We start from the raw sequence: 22,186 nt of genomic DNA, 5'->3' as shown, positions 1-22,186 counted from the left end.
CCCGACCGTGCCCTTCCTGCGTCACCCTGGCCTGACCCTGGCCCTGCTGCTTTCCCTGGCCACGTCGCCCTTGCAGGCGCAGACCGCGCCAACCTCGCTGGATGGGGTGTACGCGTCGCCGGCGCAGATGAGCGCCGAGAACCGCGCGGCCCTTCAGGCCTGGTTGGGCAAGAACCGGCGCGATCTGGGCGCGCCCGACGCCGTCGCCGCTTTGGCCGCGCGACTGGCGCCGGCCCGCGTGGTCGGCATCGGTGAAGCCACCCACGGCACGCACGAGGACATGGTCTTGAAGGCCGACCTCATCCTGGCCCTGGTGCGCGAGCACGGCTTCCGGGTCGTCGCGCTCGAGTCCAACCGCGCCGTGGGCGAGCGCTTGCAGCGCTTCATCGCCCCCGGCAGCGCCGAGTCCGACGTGGGGCGCGCGCTGCACGAATCGCGGATCTTCGAGGTCTACCGCGTGGAGGCCCTGGGGCGCTTGCTGCTGGGTTTGCAAGCCTTCAACCGGCAGGCGGTGGAGCCGGTCCGCGTGGTGGGGATCGACGTGCAAGACCCGGTGCGCGACGGGCAGGCGGCCTTGGCCGCCCTGCGCGCCCGCGATGCCGCCCGGGCCGATCGCCTGCAGGCCGCCTTGGGGACCTTGGTGCAAGGGGCGCCCACCTCCATGCCCGGTCCTTTTGCCAAGGCCACCCGGGCAGAGTGGGAGGCCTGGCGGGATGCGGCGTCGGCTTTGGAAGCGGCCTTGCCCCCCGAGCTCGACCCTGACGGGCACGAGGCCGCGTACGCCCTGCGCATGGCCATCCACACCTTCGAGTTCAACGTGCAAGGCGCCTCGATGATGGACCTGCCCACCGAGGCATTCACCCGGCGCGACGTGGCCATGGCCGAGCGCACGGTGCGGGCGGCGGGGCGGCAGGGGCGGGTGGCCCTGTGGGCGCACGACGGGCACGTGGCCGACCACGGCTACTTGCTGGCCGGTGCCGCCGCGCCCACCACCGGCCTGGCCTTGCGCCAACGGCTGCAGGCGGGCTACCAGAGCGTGAACTTCACGTACGGCGCCGCGACCTTCCACGCTCGCCGCATCAATGCCGAGGGGCAGATGGAGCGGGGCGGGGCCGTGCCCACGTGGTTTCGCACGATGGGCCCCGGCTCGCTCGACGCGGCCCTGGTGGACGGCGGCGATGCGGCGGCGGCCTTCTGGGTCGACCTGGCCGCCATGCCGCGCGACGAGCGCTTTGCCGCTTGGTTTCGGGCCACGCCCTTCGTGCGCGGTGGCTACGGGGCGGCGGTGATGCCGCCCGAGATGGAGCGGGCCTACGAGAGCCCCGACGTCCTGGGCTACGGCGTGGACGTGCTCGTGCGCCTGCCGACGCTGAGCCCGTCGCGCTTCTACGCCAAGCCCATGCCCTGAGGACCGGGGCTCGGTCGGCCCAGCGCTCGTGCGGCGATGACCGAAGCCCAGACGACCATGGACAGCTGGACGAGGGCGACCAGCGAGTGAGGCCATCCCGCCATGCTCAGGGTTTCGCGACCTCTTGCAGCGCTTGCACCGCAGCGTCCAGCACCTCGTCGCGGCCAGCCAGCCAGCCGGACCATGTGGTCGCCACCGGCTGATCGGGCGCGATGCCGCGACCGACGAACTCCTGCCCGTCGGCCAGCAGGTCGCGCTTGACGCACAGGCGAGCTTGGCCGCCGCCGGGCAGCTTGAAGAACAGCGGCTGGCCTGTGCTGCCACCGGTGGCGGCGCCCAGGACCGGGCCCCGCCCGAGCGAGCGGAACGCGGCCGTGAAGTCTTCGGCTGCCGAGTACGTCCCAGGCCCAACGAGCAGCGCCAGCGCCCCGCGGTAGTGGCGCTTGGGGTCGGGCAGGACGTCGCCATGGTGACCGCCCTCCAAGGGCATTGCCCGTCCCCAGGCACGCCAGGCGGACACCTGGGTTCGCGTCCACCAGCGTGAGCTGGCGATGGGGCGATCGCTCAACGTGGCCAAGATGCGGTAGCCCACCTGGCTGTTGCCGCCGCCGTTGTGGCGCACGTCGAACACGATGGCGCGGGACTGGGCAATCTCGTCGAAGGCGGCCATGAAAGCGTCGGCGGCGCTGTCGTCGGCAAAGCTGTTGAGCTCCACCAAGGCAATGTCACCGGGCAACTTGCGCCAGGCAAAGGCCGGTCGTTCTTCCAACTCCCAAGCGCGGGCCACCGAAACCCGCGGTATGCGCACATGGCGCGTTCGTGTGCCGTCGCCCAGCTGCAAGCGCACCGCCTGGCCCAGGTTGCCAGCGAGCAGCGACTGTCCGTAGGCGCGATGCTTGCGGTCCTGCGGCGTCGAGGCGCTGAGGGTCGGCAGCACACGTCGGGCGACGTGGGTCTCGACGGCCAGTCCATCGACGCGGAGGACCTGCTGTCCAACCCGCACGCCCTGCTTCGCCAGGGCAGGATCGAGAACGGCCGTGATCACCACCCGGTCCTCAATGCGAGCCGTTCGCAGGGCGGGACGTGCCCAAAGGGCCTCCCACAAGGCCTCGGGTGGATACACATTGCTGTGGCCGTCGTTCAAGGCGGCCACCATGCGCATCAGTTCACCGTAGTAAGTCAGGGTGTCCGGTGTTTTTTGCACCCGTTCCAGGGTGCGCAGGTAGAGCGCATCCCAGTCCAAGTCCGGGACCAAGTCGAAGTTGGCAAAGTGGTTCTTCGCCTCCATCCACAGGCGCGAGACGCCAGCCAAGCGCTCGACCAGGGGCAAGCTGGCGCGGTAGCCGGTTTCGAGTGCAGCGGCACCCTGCAAGCGACGCTCCAAGGCGTCGCGTTGGTGTGCGCGTGCGACGAGCGCTTGCCAGCGTGGATCCTCGCGCAACGGTGCCAGACGCGCCTCGGCTTCAAGCCACGCGGCAGGCACGGCACGCCCAACCCGCAGCATGGTCTCCAGCGTCTGCAGCGCTTCATGGTGCCGACCCTGATCGGCCTGCAAACGCAGCAAGTCCCAGGCGTTGTGCGAGGTCAGGCCGTTGTCTCTGCGGTCTTCCTCCAGCAAGGCCAAAGCCTCCGCCGCATGGCCCTCGTCCATGCGCCGTTGTGCGGCCTCCAAGCGAGGCGATTGCGCCGCGGCCAGCGACATGCTCGCCAGCCAGACAAGGGGCCACAGCCCGCGGGAGAAACGAAGAAAACGCATACGGCCCTTTTTTGAAGAGGGCGCGGATTGTCAGCGTGCAAATCGTCGGTTCGCGTCGTACGGAAACACGTCGTGCACGTGCCCGGCCAGGATGGCGTCCTTGCAGCGCTGCCAGAAGGCCGGGTCGAGCAGGTCGGCGTGGTGCTTCATGAAGGGCTCGCGCACGCCAGGGTGGCCGAGCAGGAAGGGGCCGAAGGTTTCGGGGAAGACGTCGCCCTTGTTCACGGCGTACCAGATCTCACCGCTCATCTCGTCTTCCTCGTTGCGTGGCGCGGGCACCTTGCGGAAGTTGCAGTCGGTCAGGTACTCGATCTCGTCGTAGTCGTAGAACACGACCTTGCCCTGGCGCGTGACGCCGAAGTTCTTCCACAGCATGTCGCCCGGGAAGATGTTGGCCGCCACCAGGTCTTTGATGGCGTTGCCGTACTCGACCACCGCGGTTTCCATTTGCGCGGGGGTGGCGTCTTGCAGGTAGATGTTCAGCGGCACCATGCGGCGCTCGATGTAGACGTGCTTGAGCACGAGGTCGTCGCCGTTCTCCTCCAACAGGCTGGGGCAGAAGTGCTTGAGTTCCTTGATGAGTTCTTCGTCGAAGCGGTGGCGGGGCAGCGCGACGTTGCTGTACTCCAGCGTGTCGGCCATGCGGCCCACGCGGTCGTGCTGCTTGACCAGCAGGTACTTGCTCTGGATCAGCTCGCGGGTCGTGTCCTTCTGAGGCGGGTAGAAGTCCTTGATCAGTTTGAACACGAAGGGGAAGCTGGGCAGGTCGAACACCAGCATGACCATGCCCTTGATGCCGGGCGCGATGCGGAACTTGTCGGAGCTGTGGCGCAGGTGGTAGAGCAGGTCCCGGTAGAACAGGTTCTTGCCGTGCTTTTGCAGGCCGATGGCGTTGTACAGCTCGGCCCGCGGCTTCTTGGGCATGAGCCCGCGCAGGAACTGCACGCAGGCGCTGGGCACCTCCATGTCCACCATGAAGTAGGCGCGGGCGAAGCTGAACAGCATCAGCAGGTCGTCCTCGCCGAAGAGCATGGCGTCGATGACGAGCTGGCCGTTGGCGTCGTGCAGGATGGGCAGTGCGAAGGGGATCTCGCGGAAGCCGTTGACGATCTTGCCCACGATGTAGGCGCCCTTGTTCCGGTAGAACAGGCTGGAGAGCACCTGGATCTGGAAGTTGGTGCGCCAGCGCTCGCCACCCAGGCGCGACTGCACGGCGTCCATCACGTGCGCCGCGTCGCGGGCCGGGTTGGCGAACGGCCGCTGCAACTGGAAGTTGGTGACGATGCGGCGGAAGGTCTCGGCCAGTTTGCCGGGCTCGGGGTAATAGGCGCGGTAGGTGGGGGTGGCGGCGGGCTCGTCGTTCTCGATGTACTCGGTGCTGACCGCCGGGCGCACGAACAGGAAGTTGTTGTGGAAGTAGCTGTGGTGCAGGATGCGCGTGCACACCGAGTTGAAGAAGGTCTCGGCCAGCTCGGGCTGCAGGTGGTCGGTCAGCAGGCCGATGTAGTGCAGCTTGACCTGCTGCCAGACCTCCATGGGCAGTTGGCTGGCGCCGAAGCGCGACTGCAGCAGTTCGACGTTTTCGCCCACGCGCTGGTCGTAGAACTCGATCCGGTCGGCCTGGGCGCGCTGTTGCCCGTGCCAGTCGGCCGTCTCGAAGCGGGCCTTGGCCTTCGCGGTCGTCTCGCGAAACAGGCGGTAGTGGCGGTTGAAGCCCCCGAGCAGGCACTCGGCAATTTCGAAGGCGCGGGGGTCGTTAAGGCGGTGGGGAAACATCGTCGATGCCGGTGGAGCCCAAGTAGCGTTGTGCCACGGCCGCCAGGCCCTTGGCGTAGGCGATCTGCACCTCGTGCAGGCCGCTGGCGGTGATGCGCAGGTCGTCCAGCAGGCCGTTGTGCAGGCCGTATACCCAGCCGTGGACGACCACGGTTTGACCGCGCTCCCAGGCGTCCTTGACCACCGTGGTGTGGCACAGGTTGCGGGCCTGTTCCAGCACGTTCAACTCGACCAGGGCGTCGACCTGGCGGGCCGGGTCTTCGATGCAGCGCAGCAGGCCCTGGTGCGCGTCGCGCACGTCTTGGACGTGGCGCAGCCAGTTGTCCACCAGGCCGGCGCGTCGGCCGCTCAGCGCCGCGCGCACCCCGCCGCACTGGCTGTGGCCGACCACGATGATGTGCGTCACCTTCAAGACGTCCACCGCGTACTGGATGACCGACAGGGCATTGAGGTCGCTGTGGACCACGAGGTTGGCCACGTTGCGGTGCACGAAGAGTTCGCCCGGCAGCAGGCCCACCAGGTCGTTGGCGGGCACGCGGCTGTCGCTGCAGCCGATCCACAGGTACTGCGGTTCTTGCTGCGCCAGGAGCTTGGTGAAGAAGCCCGGCTCGCGGGCCTCCATCTTGGCGGCCCACTTTTGGTTGTTGGCAAACAGTTGGTCGAGGGCGTCGCTCATGGGGCCGGGTTCGGGAGGTCGTCGCGCACGGCGGCGTAGAGGTGGCGGTCGATGACTTGCCCGCGCTTGAAGGCGCTGCGCCGCTGCACGCCTTCCAGCGCCATGCCGGCACGGCGGGCCACGCCCATGCTGCGGGTGTTGCCGGCATGGATGGGGGCGAACACGCGGGTGATGCCGTCTTGCGCCAGGCCGCGCGCGACCATGAGGCGCGCGGCGTGGCTGGCCACGCCTTGCCCCCAGTGGGCCGGAGCCAGCCACCAACCGGTTTCGAGGTTGCAGCGCTGGAAGCCGTCCAGCGGCGACAGGCCGCAGCCGCCTTGGGGAACGTCGTGCAGGCAAATCGCCCAGTTGTCGCCCATCGCCAACTGCCCTTCGTCCACCCACCACTGCGCATCCTTCAGGGTGTAGGGCTCGGGCCAGGTGTCGCTCATCCAGCGAAGCACCTCGTCGTCGTTGGCCGCCCGGGCCAAGGCTTCGGCGTCGGTGCTTCGCCAGGGGCGCAGCGTCCAGCCTGGGTGGGGCAGGGCCAGCGTCGGCAGGCTCATGCGGGGCGGGGCATCTTGCCGCCCATCCAGCCCAGTGGCCCCAGCACCAGGCTGCAAGCGAAGACCCACCACAGGGTGAAGGTGCCGCCTTCGAAGGCCAGGATGCCCAGCGAGCGCAGCACCAGCACGGCGATGGCCGCCATGCCCAGCAGGGTGCACAGCGCGCCGGCGCCGCGCGTCAGGCCCTGGATGGGGCCGTCGTTGGCCGCGGCCACGAAGAGGCCGTAGCCCAGCAAGGTCAGTCCGGGGTAGGCCAGCCAGGCCGTCCAGCCGGGTTGCAAGCCGCTGACCCCCACGGCCGACCCCGTGAGCACCCCGCCCGAAAGCAGGCCCAACACGACCATCAAACCGCCAAAGGCCAGCATCAACATCACATCGTCTCCGCGAAGAGTTCTCGGCCGATCAGCATGCGACGGATTTCGCTCGTGCCGGCCCCGATCTCGTACAACTTGGCGTCGCGCCACAGGCGACCCAGCGGGTACTCGTTGATGTACCCGTTGCCACCATAAATCTGGATGCCTTCGCCGGCCATCCAGGTCGCCTTCTCCGCGCACCAGAGGATGACGCTGGCGCAGTCCTTGCGCACTTGGCGAACGTGACCGGCGCCCAGCAGGTCGAGGTTCTTGCCGACCGTGTAGCAAAAGGCGCGGGCGGCCTGCAGCACGGTGTACATGTCGGCCACCTTGCCCTGGATCAGCTGGAACTCGCCGATGCTCTGGCCGAACTGCTTGCGGTCGTGGATGTAGGGCACCACGTTGTCCATCACCGCTTGCATGATGCCGATGGGGCCGGCGGCCAGCACGGCGCGCTCGTAGTCCAGGCCGCTCATCAGCACCTTGGCGCCCTGGTTCAGGCCGCCCAGGATGTTCTCGGCGGGCACCTCGACGTCCTGGAACACCAGCTCGCCCGTGTGGCTGCCGCGCATGCCCAGCTTGTCCAGCTTCTGCGCGATGGAGAAGCCCTTCATGCCCTTCTCGATCAGGAAGGCGGTGACGCCGCGCGCGCCCAGCTCGGGCTCGGTCTTGGCGTAGACCACCAGGGTGTCGGCGTCGGGGCCGTTGGTGATCCACATCTTGCTGCCGTTGAGCAGGTAGTAACCGCCCTTGTCTTCGGCCTTGAGCTTCATGCTGATGACGTCGGAGCCGGCGCCGGGCTCGCTCATGGCCAGCGCGCCCACGTGCTCGCCGCTGATCAGCTTGGGCAGGTACTTGGCGCGTTGGGCCTCGTTGCCATTGCGCTTGATCTGGTTCACGCACAGGTTGCTGTGCGCGCCGTAGCTCAGGCCGACCGAGGCGCTGGCGCGGCTGATCTCTTCCATGGCCACCATGTGCGCCAGGTAGCCCATGTTGGCGCCGCCGTACTCCTCGGGCACGGTGATGCCGAGCACGCCCAGCTCGCCCATCTTGCGCCACAGGTCCATGGGGAACTGGTCGCTGCGGTCGATCTCGGCCGCGCGCGGGGCGATCTCGGCGTCGGCAAAGGCGCGCACGGCGTCGCGCAGGGCGTCGATGTCGTCGCCGAGTTGGAAGTTCAGGCCGGGGAGGTTCATGGCAAGGGTTACTTCGTGTTTCGTGGAGCCTGCCATTCTAGGAAGGGCTCTCTAGGGAGGTCTTTACGATCGGGCCATGCACGTCCAACAGATCCTCTTCAGCCAAGGCTTTGGCACCCGTCACGAATGCACCGGCATGGTGGTCAACGGCCAGGTGAGCCTGGCCGGTCGCGTGCTGGACGACCCCTTCGAGGACTTGGACACCGACGGCCTCGTGCTGCACGTGAACGGCGAGGCCTGGCCCTACGCCGAGAAGGCCGTGGTGCTGCTGCACAAGCCGGCGGGCTTTGAATGCAGCATGAAGCCCAAGCACCACCCCAGCGTGTTGAGCCTGCTGCCCGGCCCCTTGCGGGTGCGCGGCATCCAGCCCGTGGGGCGCCTGGACGAAGACACGACGGGCCTGCTGCTGCTGACCGACGACGGCGCCTTGATCCACAAGTGGACGCACCCCAAGCGCAAGCTGCCCAAGGTGTACGACGTGACCTTGAAGCACCCCATGGATGAGGCCGCCCGGCAGAAGTTGCTGGCCGGCGTGGTGCTGGACGACGACCCGGAGCCGGTGGTGGCCAGTGCGGCCGAGTTGCTGACGCCGACGCTTTTGCGCCTGACCATCACCAGCGGCCGCTACCACCAGGTCAAGCGCATGGTGGCGGCGGTGAGCAACCGCTGCGAGGGCCTGCACCGCAGCGGATTTGGCCAGCTCAGCGTGCCGCCCGACCTGAAGCCCGGCGGCTGGGTCTGGGTCGATCCCTCAGCCGTTTAGGCCTGGGCGGGAGGGGCCGTGAGCCCCAAGCGTTGGCCGATCTCCAGCACCAGCTCGCTCTGGTTCAGCGCGTAGAAGTGCAGGCCCGGCGCACCGCCGGCCACCAAGCGCTCGCAAAGGCGGGTGATCACGTCCAGGCCGAAGGCGCGGATCGAGGCCGCGTCGTCCAGGAAGCCTTCCATCTTCAGCGCCACCCAGCGGGGGATGTCGATGCCGTCGCGCTGCGCGAACTGCGCGATGCGGTGGAAGTTGTGGAAGGGCATGATGCCCGGCACGATGGGCTGCGTGACGCCCAGCTTGCGCGCCTCGTCCACGAAGTGGAAGTAGGCCTCGGGGTTGAAGAAGAACTGGGTGATGGCGCCGTCGGCCCCGGCCTTCATCTTGTGCGCGAAGTGCTGCAGGTCCTTGGCGGCGTAGCGGCACTGCGGGTGGGTCTCGGGGTAAGCGGCCACCTCGATGTGCCAGTCGGCGCCTTGCGTTTCGCGGATGAAGGCGACCAGCTCGTCGGCATACCGGAACTCGCCCAAAGACGCCGTGCCGCTGGGCAGGTCACCGCGCAGCGCCACCACGCGGCGGATGCCCTGGGCGCGGTACTCGGCCAGGATCTCGCTGATGGTCTCGCGCGTGGCGCCCACACAGCTGAGGTGCGGGGCGGCCTGCGCGCCGGTGGCGGCGATGGCCTTGACCGTGGCCAGGGTCTTCTCGCGCGTGGCGCCGCCGGCGCCGTAGGTGACGCTGAAGTACTCGGGCTGCAAGCGCTGCAGCGCGGGCACCACCTGGTTCAGCAGCTTGTCGTGCCCCACAGGGGTGTTGGGCGGGAAGAACTCGACCGAAACCGGAACTCGGGTCATGACTCGATCCAAATGAAGAACTCGCGGTTGCCGTCGCCACCGGCGATGGGGCTCGCGAAGTAGTCGCGCACCCGCAGGCCCAGGGCCTGCACGGCGTCGCGCAGTTTGTGCTCGACCTCGGCGTACGAGGCCTCGTCCTTGACCAAGCCGCCCTTGCCGATCTGGCCGGGCTGCAGCTCGAACTGCGGCTTGACCAGCAGCAAGAGCGTGCGCGCCAGCGGGGCCACGGCGGGCAGCACGAGCGTGAGCGAGATGAAGCTCAGGTCGCCCACGGCCACGTCGAAGGGGTCGCCCCCCACGGCCTCCAGCGTCAGCTCGCGGGCGTTGATGCCCTCGAGGCAGCGCAGGCGCGCGTCGCCGCGCAAGCGCGGGTGCAGTTGGCCGTGGCCCACGTCCACGCCGACCACCGAGGCGGCCCCGGCGTGCAGGCAAACCTCGCTGAAGCCGCCCGTGCTTTGACCGAGGTCGAGCACCCGCTGATCCCTGAGGGCCAGGCCGGTGTGCACCAAGGCGCCTTCCAGCTTCAGGCCGCCGCGCGAGACCCAGCGGGTCTCGGCGTCGTCGGTCACCCTCAGCTCGCAGCGCGTGGGCAGGACGTCGCCGGCCTTCTTGGGCGCGGCCCAGCCTTGCGGACCGAGCCACTGCACCGCCCCGGCCGCGATCAGCCGCTGGGCGGCCGACCGCGTGGGCGCCAGGCCGCGCTGGACCAACAGTTGGTCCACGCGCGTTTGCAAAGGGTTGGGGCTCATGGATGAATGCGCCATCCCCGGACGCGGAGCGTCCGCCTTCAGCGACCCCGGCGGGACCGGCTTCGCCGGACCGCTCGGGGTGCCCCCTTGAGGGGGAGGCGGCGAAGCCGCTTCGGGGGTGGGCTCAGTACCTGTACGTGTCGCCCTTGAAGGGGCCTTGCGGCGTCACGCCGATGTACGCGGCCTGGGCGGGCGTCAGCTCGCTCAGTTGGGCGTTCAGCGTCGTCAGCTGCAGGCGGGCCACCTTCTCGTCCAGGTGCTTGGGCAGCACGTAGACCTTGCCGGTTTCGTACTTGTCCTTGTGGGCGTACAGCTCCACCTGGGCCAGGGTTTGGTTGGCGAAGCTGGAGCTCATCACGTAGCTGGGGTGGCCCGTGCCACAGCCCAGGTTCACCAGGCGGCCCTTGGCCAACAGGATGATGCGCTTGCCGTCGGGAAACACGACGTGGTCGACCTGCGGCTTGATTTCTTCGAAGGTGCAGCCTTCCAGGCCAGCGACGTCGATCTCGTTGTCGAAGTGACCGATGTTGCAGACGATGGCGTTGGGCTTCATCTTCTCCATGTGGGCGCGCGTGATGACGTCGCGGTTGCCCGTGGCGGTGACGAAGATGTCGGCCTTGTCCATGGCGTACTCCATGGTCACGACGCGGTAGCCCTCCATGGCGGCCTGCAGCGCGCAGATGGGGTCGATTTCGGTGACCCAGACCTGGGCGCTCAAGGCGCGCAGGGCCTGGGCCGAGCCCTTGCCCACGTCGCCGTAGCCGGCCACGACGGCGATCTTGCCGGCCACCATCACGTCGGTGGCGCGCTTGATGGCGTCGACCAGCGATTCACGGCAGCCGTACAGGTTGTCGAACTTGCTCTTGGTGACGCTGTCGTTCACGTTGATGGCGCGGAACAGCAGCGTGCCCTTGGCGGCCATCTCGTTGAGGCGGTGCACGCCGGTGGTGGTTTCCTCGGTCACGCCGATGACCTCGGCGCTCTTGCGGGTGTACCAGGTCGGGTCCACGGCCAGCTTGGCCTTGATGGCGGCAAACAGGATGCGCTCTTCTTCGCTGCCCGGGTTGGCCAGCACCGACAGGTCCTTCTCGGCCTTCTGGCCCAGGTGCAGCAGCAGGGTCGCGTCGCCGCCGTCGTCCAGGATCATGTTCGGGCCTTCGCCCGGCGTGCCGGCCGCGCCGAAGTCGAAGATGCGGTGCGTGTAGTCCCAGTAGTCCTCCAGGGTTTCGCCCTTGTAGGCGAACACCGGCGTGCCGCGGGCCACCAGCGCGGCGGCGGCGTGGTCTTGCGTGCTGAAGATGTTGCAGCTGGCCCAGCGCACGTCGGCGCCCAGGGCTTGCAGGGTTTCGACCAGCACGGCCGTCTGGATGGTCATGTGCAGGCTGCCCGTGACGCGGGCGCCCTTCAAGGGCTGGCTGGGGGCCAGCTCGCGGCGGATGGCCATCAGCGCGGGCATCTCGCCTTCGGCGATGTTGATCTCTTTGCGGCCCCAGTCGGCGAGCGACAGGTCGGCGATGTGGAACTGGTCGGTGGAAATGGGTTTGGCAACGGCGTTCATGCGCGGGCTCCGAAAATGATCACGGGCCGCCGAACGGAATGGGGGTTCAGGTGCGAGCTCACCCACGCCGAATCAGCGGGTGAGCGCGGTTGCCATTGGCCCGGGAGGGCCTTCGCTTCGAGCCTGGCCGTCGTTACAGACGGTTGCAGCGCTCCTCGAAACGAGCCCCGGATTATGCGGGTCTTTCCCAATGTGTGTTGCTTTCCAGCTTCGCCCTCTCGGGCTTGTGGGGGCCATCCGGGCGTGGGGGCCGTGCATTTGGGCACACTGCCGCCCTTCGCCGAGGAGCCAGGCTCCCTTCGCTGTCCCCCCCTAGGAATTTCAACCATGATCTCGACGCCTTCGCCGCGTGGCACCTCCGCCGCGTTGACCTTGGCCCTGCTGTTGGCCGCCTGCGGTGGCGGTGGCGGCGGCTCCACCCCCGCGCCCACGCCCGCACCGCCGCCGCCGGCGCCGACCGTGTCGACCACCGGCGCCGACCCCTGCACCGGCAGCAACGCCTACGGACTGACCACGTTGGCCGGCGAGCTGGTGGGCAAGCAGGCGGCTGCGGCGGTCGTGGGGTGCACGGGCGCCATCGTGGCCCCCGAGTGGACCCAGACCGCCGGTCCGGCCGTGGCCCTGCTCAGTGCCAAGTCCCAGGTCATCCACTTCGAGCCCGCCGTGGCCGGCACCTACGGCTTCCGGGTGCGCTTCACCGACCCGAGCGGCACCGCCCGCACCGAAGACCTGACGGTGGCCGTGACGGCGCCGGCCCAGGCGGTGCGCGCCGTGGTGCGCAACCACCAAGCCGTTCGCATGGGCGGCAAGATCTCGCTGCGCGCGTGGGCCCCGACGGGCGAGTCGGTCAACAGCGTCAGCTGGGTGCAAACCGCGGGCCCGACGGTGAGCCTGCAGAACGTCGACCCGCTGGCCAAGCAATTCGTGGCGCCAGAGGTGGCCCGCGATACCGTGCTGCGCTTCCGCGCGACGGTGACGACCGCCAACGGGGCCAGCGACTCGCACGAAGCCCTGGTGCTCGTGGAGCGGCACGTGCAGGCCTCGGCCAGCGACGCCAACGCCGTCTGGGGCGGCGACCACATCTCCCGCGTCTACGCCTACCGCGCCAGCAGCCCGTACGCCAGCGCCTTGGTGCGCTGCACCTACGACTCGGCGCAAAGCGACCGGGCGCTGTGCCCCTTGAGCCAGTTGCCCTTCTTGGCCCAGGACGTCGCGGCGGGCCAGATCCCCACGGTCGAGCAGGTGATGGACCGGGTGATCGTGTCGCACGACTGGCTGGGCGAGAACTTCGAGCAGTTCTTGCGCACCAACGACACCCGCGGTGACTTCCGCCGCATGCTGATGAGCACCACGGCCATCGTGCTGGGCGCGCACGTCCGTCCCTCGTTCTATTACGCGGGCACGGGTGCCATTTACCTGGATGCCGACAACTTCTGGCTGACGCCCGAGCAGCGCGACACGATCGACGAGGCGCCCGACTACCGCGCCGGCTTCGGCAACAGCCTGAGCTACTACGGCCTGTGGCGTTACGCCAAGGACAACCGGGGCTACCTGGCCTACTTCGACCCGCAGCGCCGCGTCACCCGCACCCAAGCCGACCTGTTGGCCGATGCCGGCTGGCTGATGTACCACGAGCTCACCCACGCGCTGGACTTCATGCCGCCGGGCCAGTACGCCGGCCTGAACCCCAGCCTGTCGGCCTGGGGCAACATCGCGCCGCGCTTCTCGGCGCGCCAGCTGGTGTCGGACTTGGTCAGCAGCGCCTACCCCTTGACCTCGACCGAGATGAAGGGCCTGGGCCAGGTGAAGTTCCAAGGGGTGACGGCCACCGCCACGCAAAACGCCTACACGGCCGACCAAGTGGCCGGCTTCTTCAGCGCCGACTTGGCCACCGACGAGTACGCCTACAGCACCTCTCGCGAAGACGTGGCCATGAGCGTGGAAGAAATGCTGATGAGCCGCCGCCTGGGTGTGCAGCGCGACGTGGCGATGGTTCCGCGCAATGGCGAGACCATTCAAACCAGCAATGTGCGCTGGGGCCAACGTGGCCGCGTGGGCGACCCGCGCATCAAGCCGCGCGTGCGCCAAGCCGCCTCCTTGGTGGTGCCGTGGCTGCCGAGCACCGAGGTCGACGCCCTGCCGGCCCCCGTGCAAATGCGCGTCGGCGAGTCCTGGAGCAGCAACTTGAACCTCAGCCCGGTTCGTCCGGCCGAGGCCAACGACCGCCGCCAGGCCTTGTCGGCCGCCGAGCAGTGGCAGCTGCGCAAGATGATGGAGCGCCAACAGGTGCACGAGCACCCCAAGCGCTTGCCGGCACACTGAGCGCGCGACTGCGCTTGCGATGAAAACGGGCGCCGCGGCGCCCGTTTTCCATGGGGCAAGGACCTCAGTCCGGGGCCGCCATCACGTGGCCCTGCACGGTCGCACCGGGCAGGGCGAACAGGCCCGCGCCCAGGTGGTGCAGGGTGTGCAGGTCGGCGTTGTCCTCGCGGAACGACCAGCGTCCTTGGGCGAACACGCGCGGGTCGGCCTGGGCGGCGAGCACTTCCACGAAGAAGGTGTCGTAGGCCGCCTCGCTGTGCGGCTCGCGAATCACCCGGCACTCCATGTGGGCGGCGCAGCCGCGCAACAGGGGCAGGCCCAGCAGCGGGCTGGCGTCGGCCGCCAGGCCGAAGCGTTCGAACTTGTCGCCGTTGCGGCCGCTGACGCTGCCCACGCTGAAGGTGGCGTCGGCCAGGGCGCGGGTGGGCACGCTGAGCACCAGGTGGCCGCTTGCCTGCACCAGCTCGCGCGTGAAGGTGCTCTTGTCGATCACCACCGCGATGCGCGGTGGCGTGAACTCCACCGGCATGGACCAGGCCGCGGCCATCACGTCGCGCTGGTCGCCGTGGGCGCTGGCCACCAGCACCGTGGGGCCGTGGTTCAGCAGGCGCGTGGCGTGCGCCAGCGCGACCGGGGTCACAGGAAGCGTTCGAGCAAGCGCCGCGAGGCGCGGTCCAGCGCCCAGCGGTCGGCGATGAACAGCATCAGCCCGTGGCTGGTGGTGATCAGCAGGCGGCCTTCGCCCGGGCCGCCCAAGCGCCGGATGTCTTCTTCGCTCTTCAGCACGAACTGCAAGGGGCCGCGGTCGGTCTCCACCGTCCACTCGCTGGGCGTGCTGAAGGTGCTGACCTTCACCAGGCGCTGCACCGTCGGGTGGAACTCGCGCTGGGCCAGTTCTTCTTGCAGCAGGCTGCGGGCGGGCTCGGGGCAGGTGGACAGGCGGTCCACCCAGGCGCGTTCGTGGCCGTCGGGGCCGACCAGGCTCAGGCCTTCGTCGGGCGCGCTGATGGGGTGGGCGCGCACGGGGTTCACCGGCTCGCCGTCCAGCAGCAGGCGGCCGAAGGGGTCGCGTTGCAGGTTCATGCCGAGGCCTCCACGTGCTGGTGCGGGTTGGGCGTCATGACGATCTCGCCCTCCTCTTGGTCCACGCGACGCACTTGGGCCTCCCACAGGCGCCAGTAGTGACCCTTTTGCTCGATCAGCTCGTCGTGCGGACCGACCTCGACGATCTCGCCGCGGTCCATGACCACCAGGCGGTCGGCCTTGCGCAGGGTGCTCAGGCGGTGCGCGATGGCGATGGTGGTGCGGCCTTTCACGAGGTTGTCCAGGGCCTTCTGGATTTCCTTCTCGGTCTCGGTGTCCACGGCCGAGGTGGCCTCGTCCAGGATCAACAGGGCCGGGTCGATCAGCAGGGCGCGGGCGATGGAGATGCGCTGGCGCTCGCCGCCGCTCAGGCCCTGGCCGCGTTCGCCCACCAGGCTGTCGTAGCCGTGGGGCAGGCGCAGGATGAACTCGTGCGCATGGGCGGCGCGGGCCGCGGCCACGATCTCTTCGCGCGTGGCGCCCGGCTTGCCGTAGGCGATGTTCTCGGCGATGGTGCCGAAAAACAGGAAGGGCTCTTGCAGCACCAGGCCGATGTGGCGGCGGTAGTCGGCCACCTTGATGCGGCGCAGGTCCACGCCGTCGATCTTGATGCTGCCCTCGGTCACGTCGTAGAAGCGGCAGATCAGGTTGACCAGGGTGCTCTTGCCCGAACCGCTGTGGCCCACCAGGCCGATCATTTCGCCCGGGCGGATGTCCAGGTCCAGGCGCTTGATGACGGCGCGGCTGCCGTAGCGGAAGTGCACGCCCTGCAGGCTCAAGGCGCCCTTGGCCTGGTCGAAAGGCACCGGCTGGGCCGGGTCGGGCACGTTGGAGACGTGGTCCAGGATGTCGAAGATTCGCTTGGCGCCGGCCGCGGCCTTTTGCGTCACCGAGACGATGCGGCTCATCGAATCCAGCCGGCCGTAGAAGCGCCCGATGTAGGCCAGGAAGGCCGTCAACACGCCGACCGTGATGCTCTGGTGGCTGATGAGCCAAATGCCCGTGACCCAGACCACCAGCAGGCCGACCTCGGTCATCAGGCCCACCGTGGGGCCGAACAGGCTCCAGGTCTTGTTCAGCTTGTCATTGACGGCCAGGTTGTTGGCGTTGGCCTCTTTGAAGCGGTTGGCCTCGCGCTTCTCTTGGGCGAAGGCCTTGACCACGCGGATGCCGGGGATGGTGTCGGCCAGCACGCTGGTGACCTCGCCCCAGACGCGGTCGATCTTTTCAAAGCCGGTGCGCAGGCGGTCGCGCACCAGGTGGATCAGCCAGGCGATGAAGGGCAGGGGCACCAGGGTGGCCAGGGCCAGGCCGGGGTGGATGCTGAACAGGATGGTGGCCGTCATGGCCAGCATCAGCACGTCGGTGATGAAGTCCAGCGCATGCAGGCTCAAGAACACCGAAATGCGGTCGGTTTCCGAGCCGATGCGGGCCATCAGGTCGCCCGTGCGCTTGTTGCCGAAGTACTCGAGCGACAGGCCCAGCAGGTGGTCGAAGGTGGCGGTGCGCAGGTCGGCGGCGATGCGCTCGCTGATCAAGGCCAGGATGTAGGTCTTGGCCCAGCCCAAGCCCCAACTGACGAGCGCCGCGCCGAACAGGCCCGACAGCAACAAGGCCACGTGCATGCGGTCGATGGGCTGGCCGTTCTGGAACGGGATCAGCACGTCGTCCATGAGGGGCATGGTCAGGTAGGGGGCGACCAAGGTGGCGCCGGTGGCGCCCAGCATCAGCAAGAAGCCCAGCAGCAGCTGCCCCTGGTAGGGCTTGGCAAAGCGCCACAAGCGCAGCAGCACCCAGGTGCTGGGCGGCGTGTGCAGCTCGCGGTGGCAGGTGGGGCATTCCTCGCTGTCGGGCGGCAAAGGCGCCTGGCAGGTGGGGCAGTGCTCGGCGTCGTCGCCGGCCGGGGCGTGCACCTGGCCGGCCATTTCCTCGAGCGCCCGCTCGAAGGCCTCGCTCAGGCGCTGCAGGCCCAGTTGTTCGCCCAGGGTGAAGGGCCAATGGGCCAGTCGCTGGTGCGCGTCGCTCAGTTCCAGCAGGCCCAGGCCGCCCTGGTCCTGCATCTTCAACTGCTGGCCGGGGGCCAAGCGCCAGGCGCCGCCGGCGGCGTCCAGCAGCCGGAAACCGGCCTCGCCCTGCACCAGCAAAAGCAGGCCGGGGACGAAGCGGCGCTGGGCGTCCAGGTCAACGCCAGCGGCCGCCACGACGTTCTCGCCCGGCTTCACGTGCGCTTGGGCGGCCACCCACTGAGGGTGCTGTCGCAGGGTGTCGCTGATGGGGAGGGGCTGCATCGGGCGCGGTTCTTGTTCGAATCGGCGGCGATTGTCAGCGCAGAATGAGGCCCATCGCCCCCAGCCCTTGGCCCTGTCCATGAGCAAGAAGAACGACATCAAGCTGTTGCGCATCAACTATTTGCGCGGTCCCAACATCTGGACCTACCGGTCCTGCCTCGAAACCTGGCTCGACCTGGGCGAGTTGGAGGACTTCCCCTCCAACCAATTGCCGGGCATGAACGAGCGCCTGTGCGCCTGGCTGCCCGCTTTGGTGGAGCACCACTGCGGGGTGGGCGAGCGGGGCGGCTTCTTGCAGCGCTTGCAAGAGGGCACCTGGTGCGGCCACGTGCTGGAGCACGTCGTGATCGAGCTGCTGAACCTGGCGGGCATGCCCACCGGCTTCGGCCAGACGCGCTCCACCAGCCAGCGGGGCGTTTACCGCATGGTGTTCCGGGCGCGCGACGAGCAAGTGGCCCGCGCCGCGCTGAAGGAGGGCCACGCGCTCTTGATGGCCGCCATCAACGACGAGGCCTTCGACCTGCCCGCCGCCGTGGCGCGGTTGCGCGACACCATCGACGACTGCTACCTCGGCCCGTCGACGGCCGCCATCGTGGCCGCGGCCACCGACCGCCGGATCCCGCACATCCGCCTGAACGACGGCAACCTGGTGCAGCTGGGCCACGGCGCCAAGCAGCGCCGGATTTGGACGGCCGAGACCGACCGCACCAGCGCCATCGCCGAAGGCATCGCCCGCGACAAGGACCTGACCAAGGCCCTGCTCAAGGCCGTGGGCGTGCCGGTGCCCGAGGGCGTGGTGGTCAAGAGCCCGGAAGAAGCCTGGGAAGCGGCCCAAGACCTGGGCCTGCCCGTGGTCGTCAAGCCCAGCGACGGCAACCATGGCCGGGGCGTGACCTTGGACCTGAAGGAAGAGGCCGACGTGCACGCCGCCTTCGCCCTGGCCGACCGCGAGGGCTCCGAGGTGCTCGTCGAGCGCTGCATCCCGGGCAACGAGCACCGCCTGCTGGTGGTGGGCGGCAAGCTGGTGGCCGCGGCGCGCGGCGAGTCGGCCTGGGTGGTGGGCGACGGCAAGCACAGCGTCAAACAACTCATCGACCAGCAGATCAACACCGACCCCCGTCGCGGCCTGACGGAAGACTTCCCCTTGAACCGCGTGGTGCCGGAAGAAGACCCGGTGGTGATGCTCGAGTTGCAGCGGCAGAACCTGCGCGTCGAGTCGGTGCCGGCGCACGGCCAGCGCGTGCTCATCCAGCGCAACGGCAACGTGGCCATCGACTGCACGCCGGAGGTGCACCCCGAGGTGGCCTATGCCGTGGGCCTGGCCGCGCGCACCGTGGGCCTGGACATCGCGGGCATCGACCTGGTGGCCGAAGACATCGGCCGCCCGCTGCAAGAACAAGGCGGCGCCATCGTCGAGGTCAACGCCGGCCCCGGCTTGCTGATGCACTTGAAGCCCGCCGAAGGCCTGCCCCAGCCGGTGGGCCAGGCCATCGTCGACCACCTGTTCGCCGAGGACGAAACGGGTCGCATCCCCATCGTGGGCGTGGCCGGCACGCAGGGCACGGCGACCATCGGCCGCCTGGTGGCCTGGTTGTTGCACCTGCACGGCAAGCAGGTGGGCTTGGCCTGCGCCGACGGCCTGTTCCTCGGCGCCCGGCAGGTGGAAAAGCGCTTCAAGAAGCCCTTCGATGCCGCGCACCGCCTGCTGATGAACCGCCGCGTGGACGCCGTGGTGGCCGAGAACGACGCCATGGCCATCCTGAACGACGGCTTGGCCTACGACCGCTGCCTGGTGGGCGTGGTCACCGACCTGACCCTGACCGAGGCCTTGCACGTGCACGACGTGCACGAGCCGGCCCAGCTCTTCAAGGTGCTGCGCACGCAGGTGGACGTGGTGCTGCCCGATGGCGCGGCGGTGCTCAACGCCGAAGACCCGCAGGTGGCCGCCATGGCCGAGCTGTGCGACGGCGAGGTCATCTTCTACAGCCGCGACGAGGACAACGCCGCGCTGCAGGCCCACCTGCACGCCGGCGGCCGCGCCGTGGTGTTGCGCGCCGGCCAGGCCGTGCTGCTGGCGCCCACGGGCGAGGTGCAGGGCGCGCACGTGGCCGATTTGCAGGCGCGGTTTGCAACCGCCGGCTTGCAAGTCGACGCGCCGGCCGTGCTGGCCGCCGTGGGCGCGGCCTGGGCGCTGGGCATCTCTCCCGAATTGATCATTGCCGGCCTGGACACCTTCGTGCCGGCCCTTCCTCAATAAGAAACCGAGACGAACGCGATGGACGTTTCTCGCTTGCGCGCCCTGCGGGGCCCGAACCTCTGGAGCCGCCACACCGCGGTGGAGGTCGTGGTCATCTGCCAACCGGCCGAATGCAACATCGACGAACTGCCGGGCTTCGAGACGCGGCTGCGCGCCTTGTTCCCGGGCATGGGGCCGCTGCGCCCGGCCTCGGGGCAGCGCGTGCCGGTGAGCCTGGCCCACGTCCTGGAGCAAGCGGCCCTGGCCCTGCAGGCCCAGGCCGGCTGCCCGGTGACCTTCAGCACGACCCACGTCACGCCCACCGCCGGCCACTTTCAGGTGGTGGTGGAGTACAGCGAGGAAGACGTCGGCCGGCTGGCGTTTGACGAGGCCGTCAAGCTGGTGCAGGCCGCTCTGGACGGCCGCAGCGACTGGGACGACGACGCCGTCATCAAGCAGCTGCGCGAGCTCGACGAAGACGTGCGCCTGGGCCCGTCCACCGGCAGCATCGTCAACGCCGCCGTGGCGCGCGGTGTGCCCTACCGCCGGCTGACCCAAGGCAGCCTGGTCCAGTTCGGCTGGGGCCACAAGCAGCGCCGCATCTGGGCCGCCGAGGTGGACGCCACCAGCGCCGTGAGCGAATCCATCGCGCAAGACAAAGACCTGTCCAAGCGCCTGCTGCAAAGCGCCGGCGTGCCCGTGCCCATCGGCCGCCCCGTGGACAGCCTGGACGACGGCTGGGAGGCCGCGCTCGAAATCGGCCTGCCGGTCGTGGTCAAGCCCCTGGACGGCAACCAAGGCAAGGGCGTCACCGTCAACGTGATGACGCGCGAGCACTTCGAGCTGGCCTACAAGGCGGCCGAAGACATCGGCACGCCCATGGTCGAGAAGTTCTTGCCCGGCAGCGACTTCCGCCTGTTGGTCGTGGGCAACCAGCTGGTGGCCGCGGCCCGCCGCGACCCACCGCAAGTCAGTGGCGACGGCGTGCACACCGTGCGCGAGCTGGTGGACGAGGTCAACAAGGACCCCCGCCGGGGCGATGGCCATGCCACCTCGCTGACCAAGATGCGCCTGGACGACATCGCGATCGAGCGCATCCGCCAGCAGGGCCTGGAGCCCGACAGCGTGCCGGCCAAGGGCCAGCGCGTGATCCTGCGCAACAACGCCAACCTCAGCACCGGCGGCAGCGCCACCGACGTGACCGACGACGTGCACCCCGAGGTGGCGCAGCGCGCCATCGCCGCGGCGCAGATCGTGGGCTTGCACGTCTGCGGCGTCGACGTGGTGGCCGAGAGCGTGCTGCGCCCGCTCGAAGAGCAAAGCGGCGGCATCGTGGAAGTCAACGCCGCGCCGGGCCTGCGCATGCACCTGAGCCCCAGCTACGGCAAGGGCCGCAACGTGGGCAAGGCCGTCATCCAAAGCATCTACGGCCCCGACAAGAACGCCGACGGTCGCATCCCCGTCGTGGCCGTCACCGGCACCAACGGCAAGACGACCACGGCGCGTCTCATCACCCACCTGTTCGCCACCTCGGGCATGACGGTGGGCATGACCAACACCGACGGCGTGTACGTCGACGGTCGCCAGATCGACAGCGGCGACTGCTCCGGCCCCAAGAGTGCCCGCAACGTGCTGATGCACCCCGACGTGGAGGCCGCGGTGCTGGAGTGCGCGCGCGGCGGCATCCTGCGTGAGGGCCTGGGCTTCGACCGCTGCGCGGTGGCCGTGGTGACCAACGTGGGCGCCGGCGACCACCTGGGCATGAACTACCTCGAGACGCCCGAAGACATCAAGCGCGTCAAGTCGGTCATCGTGCAGAACGTGAGCCCCGACGGCTACGCCGTGCTCAACGCGGCCGACCCGCTGGTGGCCAGCATGGCCCCGCTGTGCCCGGGCAAGATCATTTACTTCTGCGCCGACCGCCACCTGCCCCTGATGGCCACCCACCGCGCGCAGGGCAAGCGCTGCGTGTTCGTGGACGAAGGCGCCATCGTGGCCAGCGACGGGGCCTGGCGCGAGTCGATCCCGCTGCGGGACGTGCCCTTGACGCGGGGCGGTCAGCTCGGCTTCCAGGTCGAGAACGCCATGGCCGCCGTCGCGGCGGCCTGGGGCGCGGGCCTGACCTGGGACGCGATCCGCCGCGGCCTGGCCAGCTTCAACAGCGATGGCGACAACGCGCCGGGCCGCTTCAACGTCATGGAGTTCCAGGGCGCCACGGTCATCGCCGACTACGGCCACAACCCCGACGCCATGCGCGCCCTGGTGGCCGCGGTGGACGCCATCCCGGCCAAGCGCCGTATGGTCGTCATCAGCGGCGCCGGCGACCGCCGCGACCAGGACATCGTCGAGCAGACGCAAATCTTGGGCACGGCCTTCGACCACGTCGTGCTGTACCAGGACGCTTGCCAGCGCGGCCGCGAGGACGGCGAGGTCGTGGCCTTGCTGCGCCAAGGCCTCGAAGGCGCCAAGCGCACCACGCGCATCGACGACATCCGGGGCGAGTTCGCCGCCATCGACCACGCGTTCTCCTTCTTGCAAGAAGGCGACCTGTGCCTGGTGCTGGTGGACCAAGTGGAAGAGGCGCTGGCCCACCTGCGGCAGCGCTGCCAAGCGGCTTGAACGCCCT

Annotated in this window: 17 protein-coding genes and 1 riboswitch; of the genes, 5 read left to right on the top strand and 12 right to left on the bottom strand. The window is 69.0% G+C overall.

Annotated elements, in window-relative coordinates:
• Window positions 1-7: 7 nt before the first annotated feature.
• Window positions 8-1,408 (top strand): erythromycin esterase family protein, encoded by a 1,401-nt coding sequence (locus tag EOD73_RS06810; RefSeq protein ID WP_164845967.1) that lies wholly within the window; start codon window positions 8-10, stop codon window positions 1,406-1,408.
• A 106-nt stretch (window positions 1,409-1,514) separates the two neighbouring features.
• Here EOD73_RS06810 and EOD73_RS06805 read toward each other — a convergent pair whose 3' ends face one another.
• The 6 genes from EOD73_RS06805 to EOD73_RS06780 form a co-directional block, all read right to left on the bottom strand.
• Window positions 1,515-3,110 (bottom strand): S41 family peptidase, encoded by a 1,596-nt coding sequence (locus EOD73_RS06805; RefSeq protein ID WP_164845966.1) that lies wholly within the window; start codon window positions 3,108-3,110, stop codon window positions 1,515-1,517.
• Between the two features lie 84 nt (window positions 3,111-3,194).
• On the bottom strand, window positions 3,195-4,940 hold the full coding sequence (gene aceK / locus EOD73_RS06800) for a bifunctional isocitrate dehydrogenase kinase/phosphatase (protein WP_127682082.1): 1,746 nt from the start codon (window positions 4,938-4,940) through the stop codon (window positions 3,195-3,197).
• Window positions 4,921-5,616: a carbonate dehydratase gene (gene can, locus EOD73_RS06795; RefSeq protein WP_127682080.1), complete on the bottom strand. Its 696-nt coding sequence runs from the start codon at window positions 5,614-5,616 to the stop codon at window positions 4,921-4,923. The genes aceK and can overlap by 20 nt, the downstream gene beginning before the upstream one ends.
• A complete protein-coding gene (locus EOD73_RS06790; RefSeq protein ID WP_127682078.1) occupies window positions 5,613-6,161 on the bottom strand; it encodes a GNAT family N-acetyltransferase in 549 nt (182 codons plus the stop codon). The genes can and EOD73_RS06790 overlap by 4 nt, the downstream gene beginning before the upstream one ends.
• Window positions 6,158-6,532 carry a hypothetical protein gene (locus tag EOD73_RS06785; protein ID WP_127682076.1) on the bottom strand — a complete coding sequence of 125 codons (375 nt, stop codon included), beginning with the start codon at window positions 6,530-6,532 and terminating at the stop codon, window positions 6,158-6,160. Before EOD73_RS06785 ends, EOD73_RS06790 begins: the two co-directional genes overlap by 4 nt.
• Window positions 6,532-7,710 carry an isovaleryl-CoA dehydrogenase gene (locus EOD73_RS06780; RefSeq protein ID WP_205702415.1) on the bottom strand — a complete coding sequence of 393 codons (1,179 nt, stop codon included), beginning with the start codon at window positions 7,708-7,710 and terminating at the stop codon, window positions 6,532-6,534. The genes EOD73_RS06785 and EOD73_RS06780 overlap by 1 nt, the downstream gene beginning before the upstream one ends.
• A 76-nt stretch (window positions 7,711-7,786) precedes the next feature.
• Between EOD73_RS06780 and EOD73_RS06775 the strand changes: the two genes are divergently transcribed.
• On the top strand, window positions 7,787-8,473 hold the full coding sequence (locus EOD73_RS06775) for a 16S rRNA pseudouridine(516) synthase (protein WP_127682072.1): 687 nt from the start codon (window positions 7,787-7,789) through the stop codon (window positions 8,471-8,473).
• On the opposite strand, the gene metF is transcribed toward EOD73_RS06775, so the two are convergent.
• From metF to ahcY, 3 genes are all read right to left on the bottom strand, one after another.
• Window positions 8,470-9,324 (bottom strand): methylenetetrahydrofolate reductase [NAD(P)H], encoded by an 855-nt coding sequence (gene metF / locus EOD73_RS06770; protein WP_127682070.1) that lies wholly within the window; start codon window positions 9,322-9,324, stop codon window positions 8,470-8,472. The two genes, EOD73_RS06775 and metF, sit on opposite strands and share 4 nt — an antisense overlap.
• A complete protein-coding gene (locus EOD73_RS06765) occupies window positions 9,321-10,073 on the bottom strand; it encodes a TlyA family RNA methyltransferase (protein ID WP_127682068.1) in 753 nt (250 codons plus the stop codon). The genes metF and EOD73_RS06765 overlap by 4 nt, the downstream gene beginning before the upstream one ends.
• Before the next feature lie 124 nt (window positions 10,074-10,197).
• A complete protein-coding gene (gene ahcY, locus EOD73_RS06760) occupies window positions 10,198-11,631 on the bottom strand; it encodes an adenosylhomocysteinase (protein ID WP_127682066.1) in 1,434 nt (477 codons plus the stop codon).
• 74 nt (window positions 11,632-11,705) lie between these two features.
• Window positions 11,706-11,794, bottom strand: a riboswitch (S-adenosyl-L-homocysteine riboswitch).
• A gap of 164 nt (window positions 11,795-11,958) precedes the next feature.
• Here ahcY and EOD73_RS06755 point away from each other — a divergent pair.
• Window positions 11,959-13,953 (top strand): hypothetical protein, encoded by a 1,995-nt coding sequence (locus tag EOD73_RS06755; RefSeq protein ID WP_127682064.1) that lies wholly within the window; start codon window positions 11,959-11,961, stop codon window positions 13,951-13,953.
• 64 nt (window positions 13,954-14,017) lie between these two features.
• Here EOD73_RS06755 and EOD73_RS06750 read toward each other — a convergent pair whose 3' ends face one another.
• Genes EOD73_RS06750 through EOD73_RS06740 form a run of 3 tightly spaced genes read right to left on the bottom strand, consistent with a single transcriptional unit; the run spans window position 14,018 to window position 17,324 of the window.
• Window positions 14,018-14,593 (bottom strand): flavin reductase family protein, encoded by a 576-nt coding sequence (locus EOD73_RS06750; RefSeq protein WP_127682062.1) that lies wholly within the window; start codon window positions 14,591-14,593, stop codon window positions 14,018-14,020.
• Window positions 14,590-15,036 carry a cyanophycin metabolism-associated DUF1854 family protein gene (locus EOD73_RS06745; protein WP_127682060.1) on the bottom strand — a complete coding sequence of 149 codons (447 nt, stop codon included), beginning with the start codon at window positions 15,034-15,036 and terminating at the stop codon, window positions 14,590-14,592. Before EOD73_RS06745 ends, EOD73_RS06750 begins: the two co-directional genes overlap by 4 nt.
• A complete protein-coding gene (locus tag EOD73_RS06740; protein WP_127682058.1) occupies window positions 15,033-17,324 on the bottom strand; it encodes a cyanophycin metabolism-associated ABC transporter in 2,292 nt (763 codons plus the stop codon). Before EOD73_RS06740 ends, EOD73_RS06745 begins: the two co-directional genes overlap by 4 nt.
• Before the next feature lie 79 nt (window positions 17,325-17,403).
• On the opposite strand from EOD73_RS06740, the gene EOD73_RS06735 reads away from it, so the two are divergent.
• Together EOD73_RS06735 and cphA are read left to right on the top strand one after the other, a co-directional pair.
• Window positions 17,404-19,581 carry a cyanophycin synthetase gene (locus EOD73_RS06735; protein WP_127682056.1) on the top strand — a complete coding sequence of 726 codons (2,178 nt, stop codon included), beginning with the start codon at window positions 17,404-17,406 and terminating at the stop codon, window positions 19,579-19,581.
• 18 nt (window positions 19,582-19,599) lie between these two features.
• Window positions 19,600-22,179: a cyanophycin synthetase gene (gene cphA, locus EOD73_RS06730; protein WP_127682054.1), complete on the top strand. Its 2,580-nt coding sequence runs from the start codon at window positions 19,600-19,602 to the stop codon at window positions 22,177-22,179.
• Window positions 22,180-22,186: the final 7 nt, after the last annotated feature.

The organism is Inhella crocodyli, from assembly GCF_004004565.1.
In the GTDB taxonomy this organism is placed as follows: domain Bacteria; phylum Pseudomonadota; class Gammaproteobacteria; order Burkholderiales; family Burkholderiaceae_C; genus Inhella; species Inhella crocodyli.
This window is presented reverse-complemented; position numbering and strand designations above follow the sequence as displayed.

Excerpts from the sequence above, each read along its gene's own strand:
- EOD73_RS06805 (WP_164845966.1), bottom strand. The coding sequence starts at position 3,110 with ATGTCGCTGGCCGCGGCGCAATCGCCTCGCTTGGAGGCCGCACAACGG.
- aceK (WP_127682082.1), bottom strand. The coding sequence starts at position 4,940 with ATGTTTCCCCACCGCCTTAACGACCCCCGCGCCTTCGAAATTGCCGAG.
- can (WP_127682080.1), bottom strand. The coding sequence starts at position 5,616 with ATGAGCGACGCCCTCGACCAACTGTTTGCCAACAACCAAAAGTGGGCC.
- EOD73_RS06790 (WP_127682078.1), bottom strand. The coding sequence starts at position 6,161 with ATGAGCCTGCCGACGCTGGCCCTGCCCCACCCAGGCTGGACGCTGCGC.
- EOD73_RS06785 (WP_127682076.1), bottom strand. The coding sequence starts at position 6,532 with ATGTTGATGCTGGCCTTTGGCGGTTTGATGGTCGTGTTGGGCCTGCTT.
- EOD73_RS06780 (WP_205702415.1), bottom strand. The coding sequence starts at position 7,710 with ATGAACCTCCCCGGCCTGAACTTCCAACTCGGCGACGACATCGACGCC.
- EOD73_RS06775 (WP_127682072.1), top strand. The coding sequence starts at position 7,787 with ATGCACGTCCAACAGATCCTCTTCAGCCAAGGCTTTGGCACCCGTCAC.
- metF (WP_127682070.1), bottom strand. The coding sequence starts at position 9,324 with ATGACCCGAGTTCCGGTTTCGGTCGAGTTCTTCCCGCCCAACACCCCT.
- EOD73_RS06765 (WP_127682068.1), bottom strand. The coding sequence starts at position 10,073 with ATGAGCCCCAACCCTTTGCAAACGCGCGTGGACCAACTGTTGGTCCAG.
- ahcY (WP_127682066.1), bottom strand. The coding sequence starts at position 11,631 with ATGAACGCCGTTGCCAAACCCATTTCCACCGACCAGTTCCACATCGCC.
- EOD73_RS06755 (WP_127682064.1), top strand. The coding sequence starts at position 11,959 with ATGATCTCGACGCCTTCGCCGCGTGGCACCTCCGCCGCGTTGACCTTG.
- EOD73_RS06745 (WP_127682060.1), bottom strand. The coding sequence starts at position 15,036 with ATGAACCTGCAACGCGACCCCTTCGGCCGCCTGCTGCTGGACGGCGAG.
- EOD73_RS06740 (WP_127682058.1), bottom strand. The coding sequence starts at position 17,324 with ATGCAGCCCCTCCCCATCAGCGACACCCTGCGACAGCACCCTCAGTGG.
- EOD73_RS06735 (WP_127682056.1), top strand. The coding sequence starts at position 17,404 with ATGAGCAAGAAGAACGACATCAAGCTGTTGCGCATCAACTATTTGCGC.
- cphA (WP_127682054.1), top strand. The coding sequence starts at position 19,600 with ATGGACGTTTCTCGCTTGCGCGCCCTGCGGGGCCCGAACCTCTGGAGC.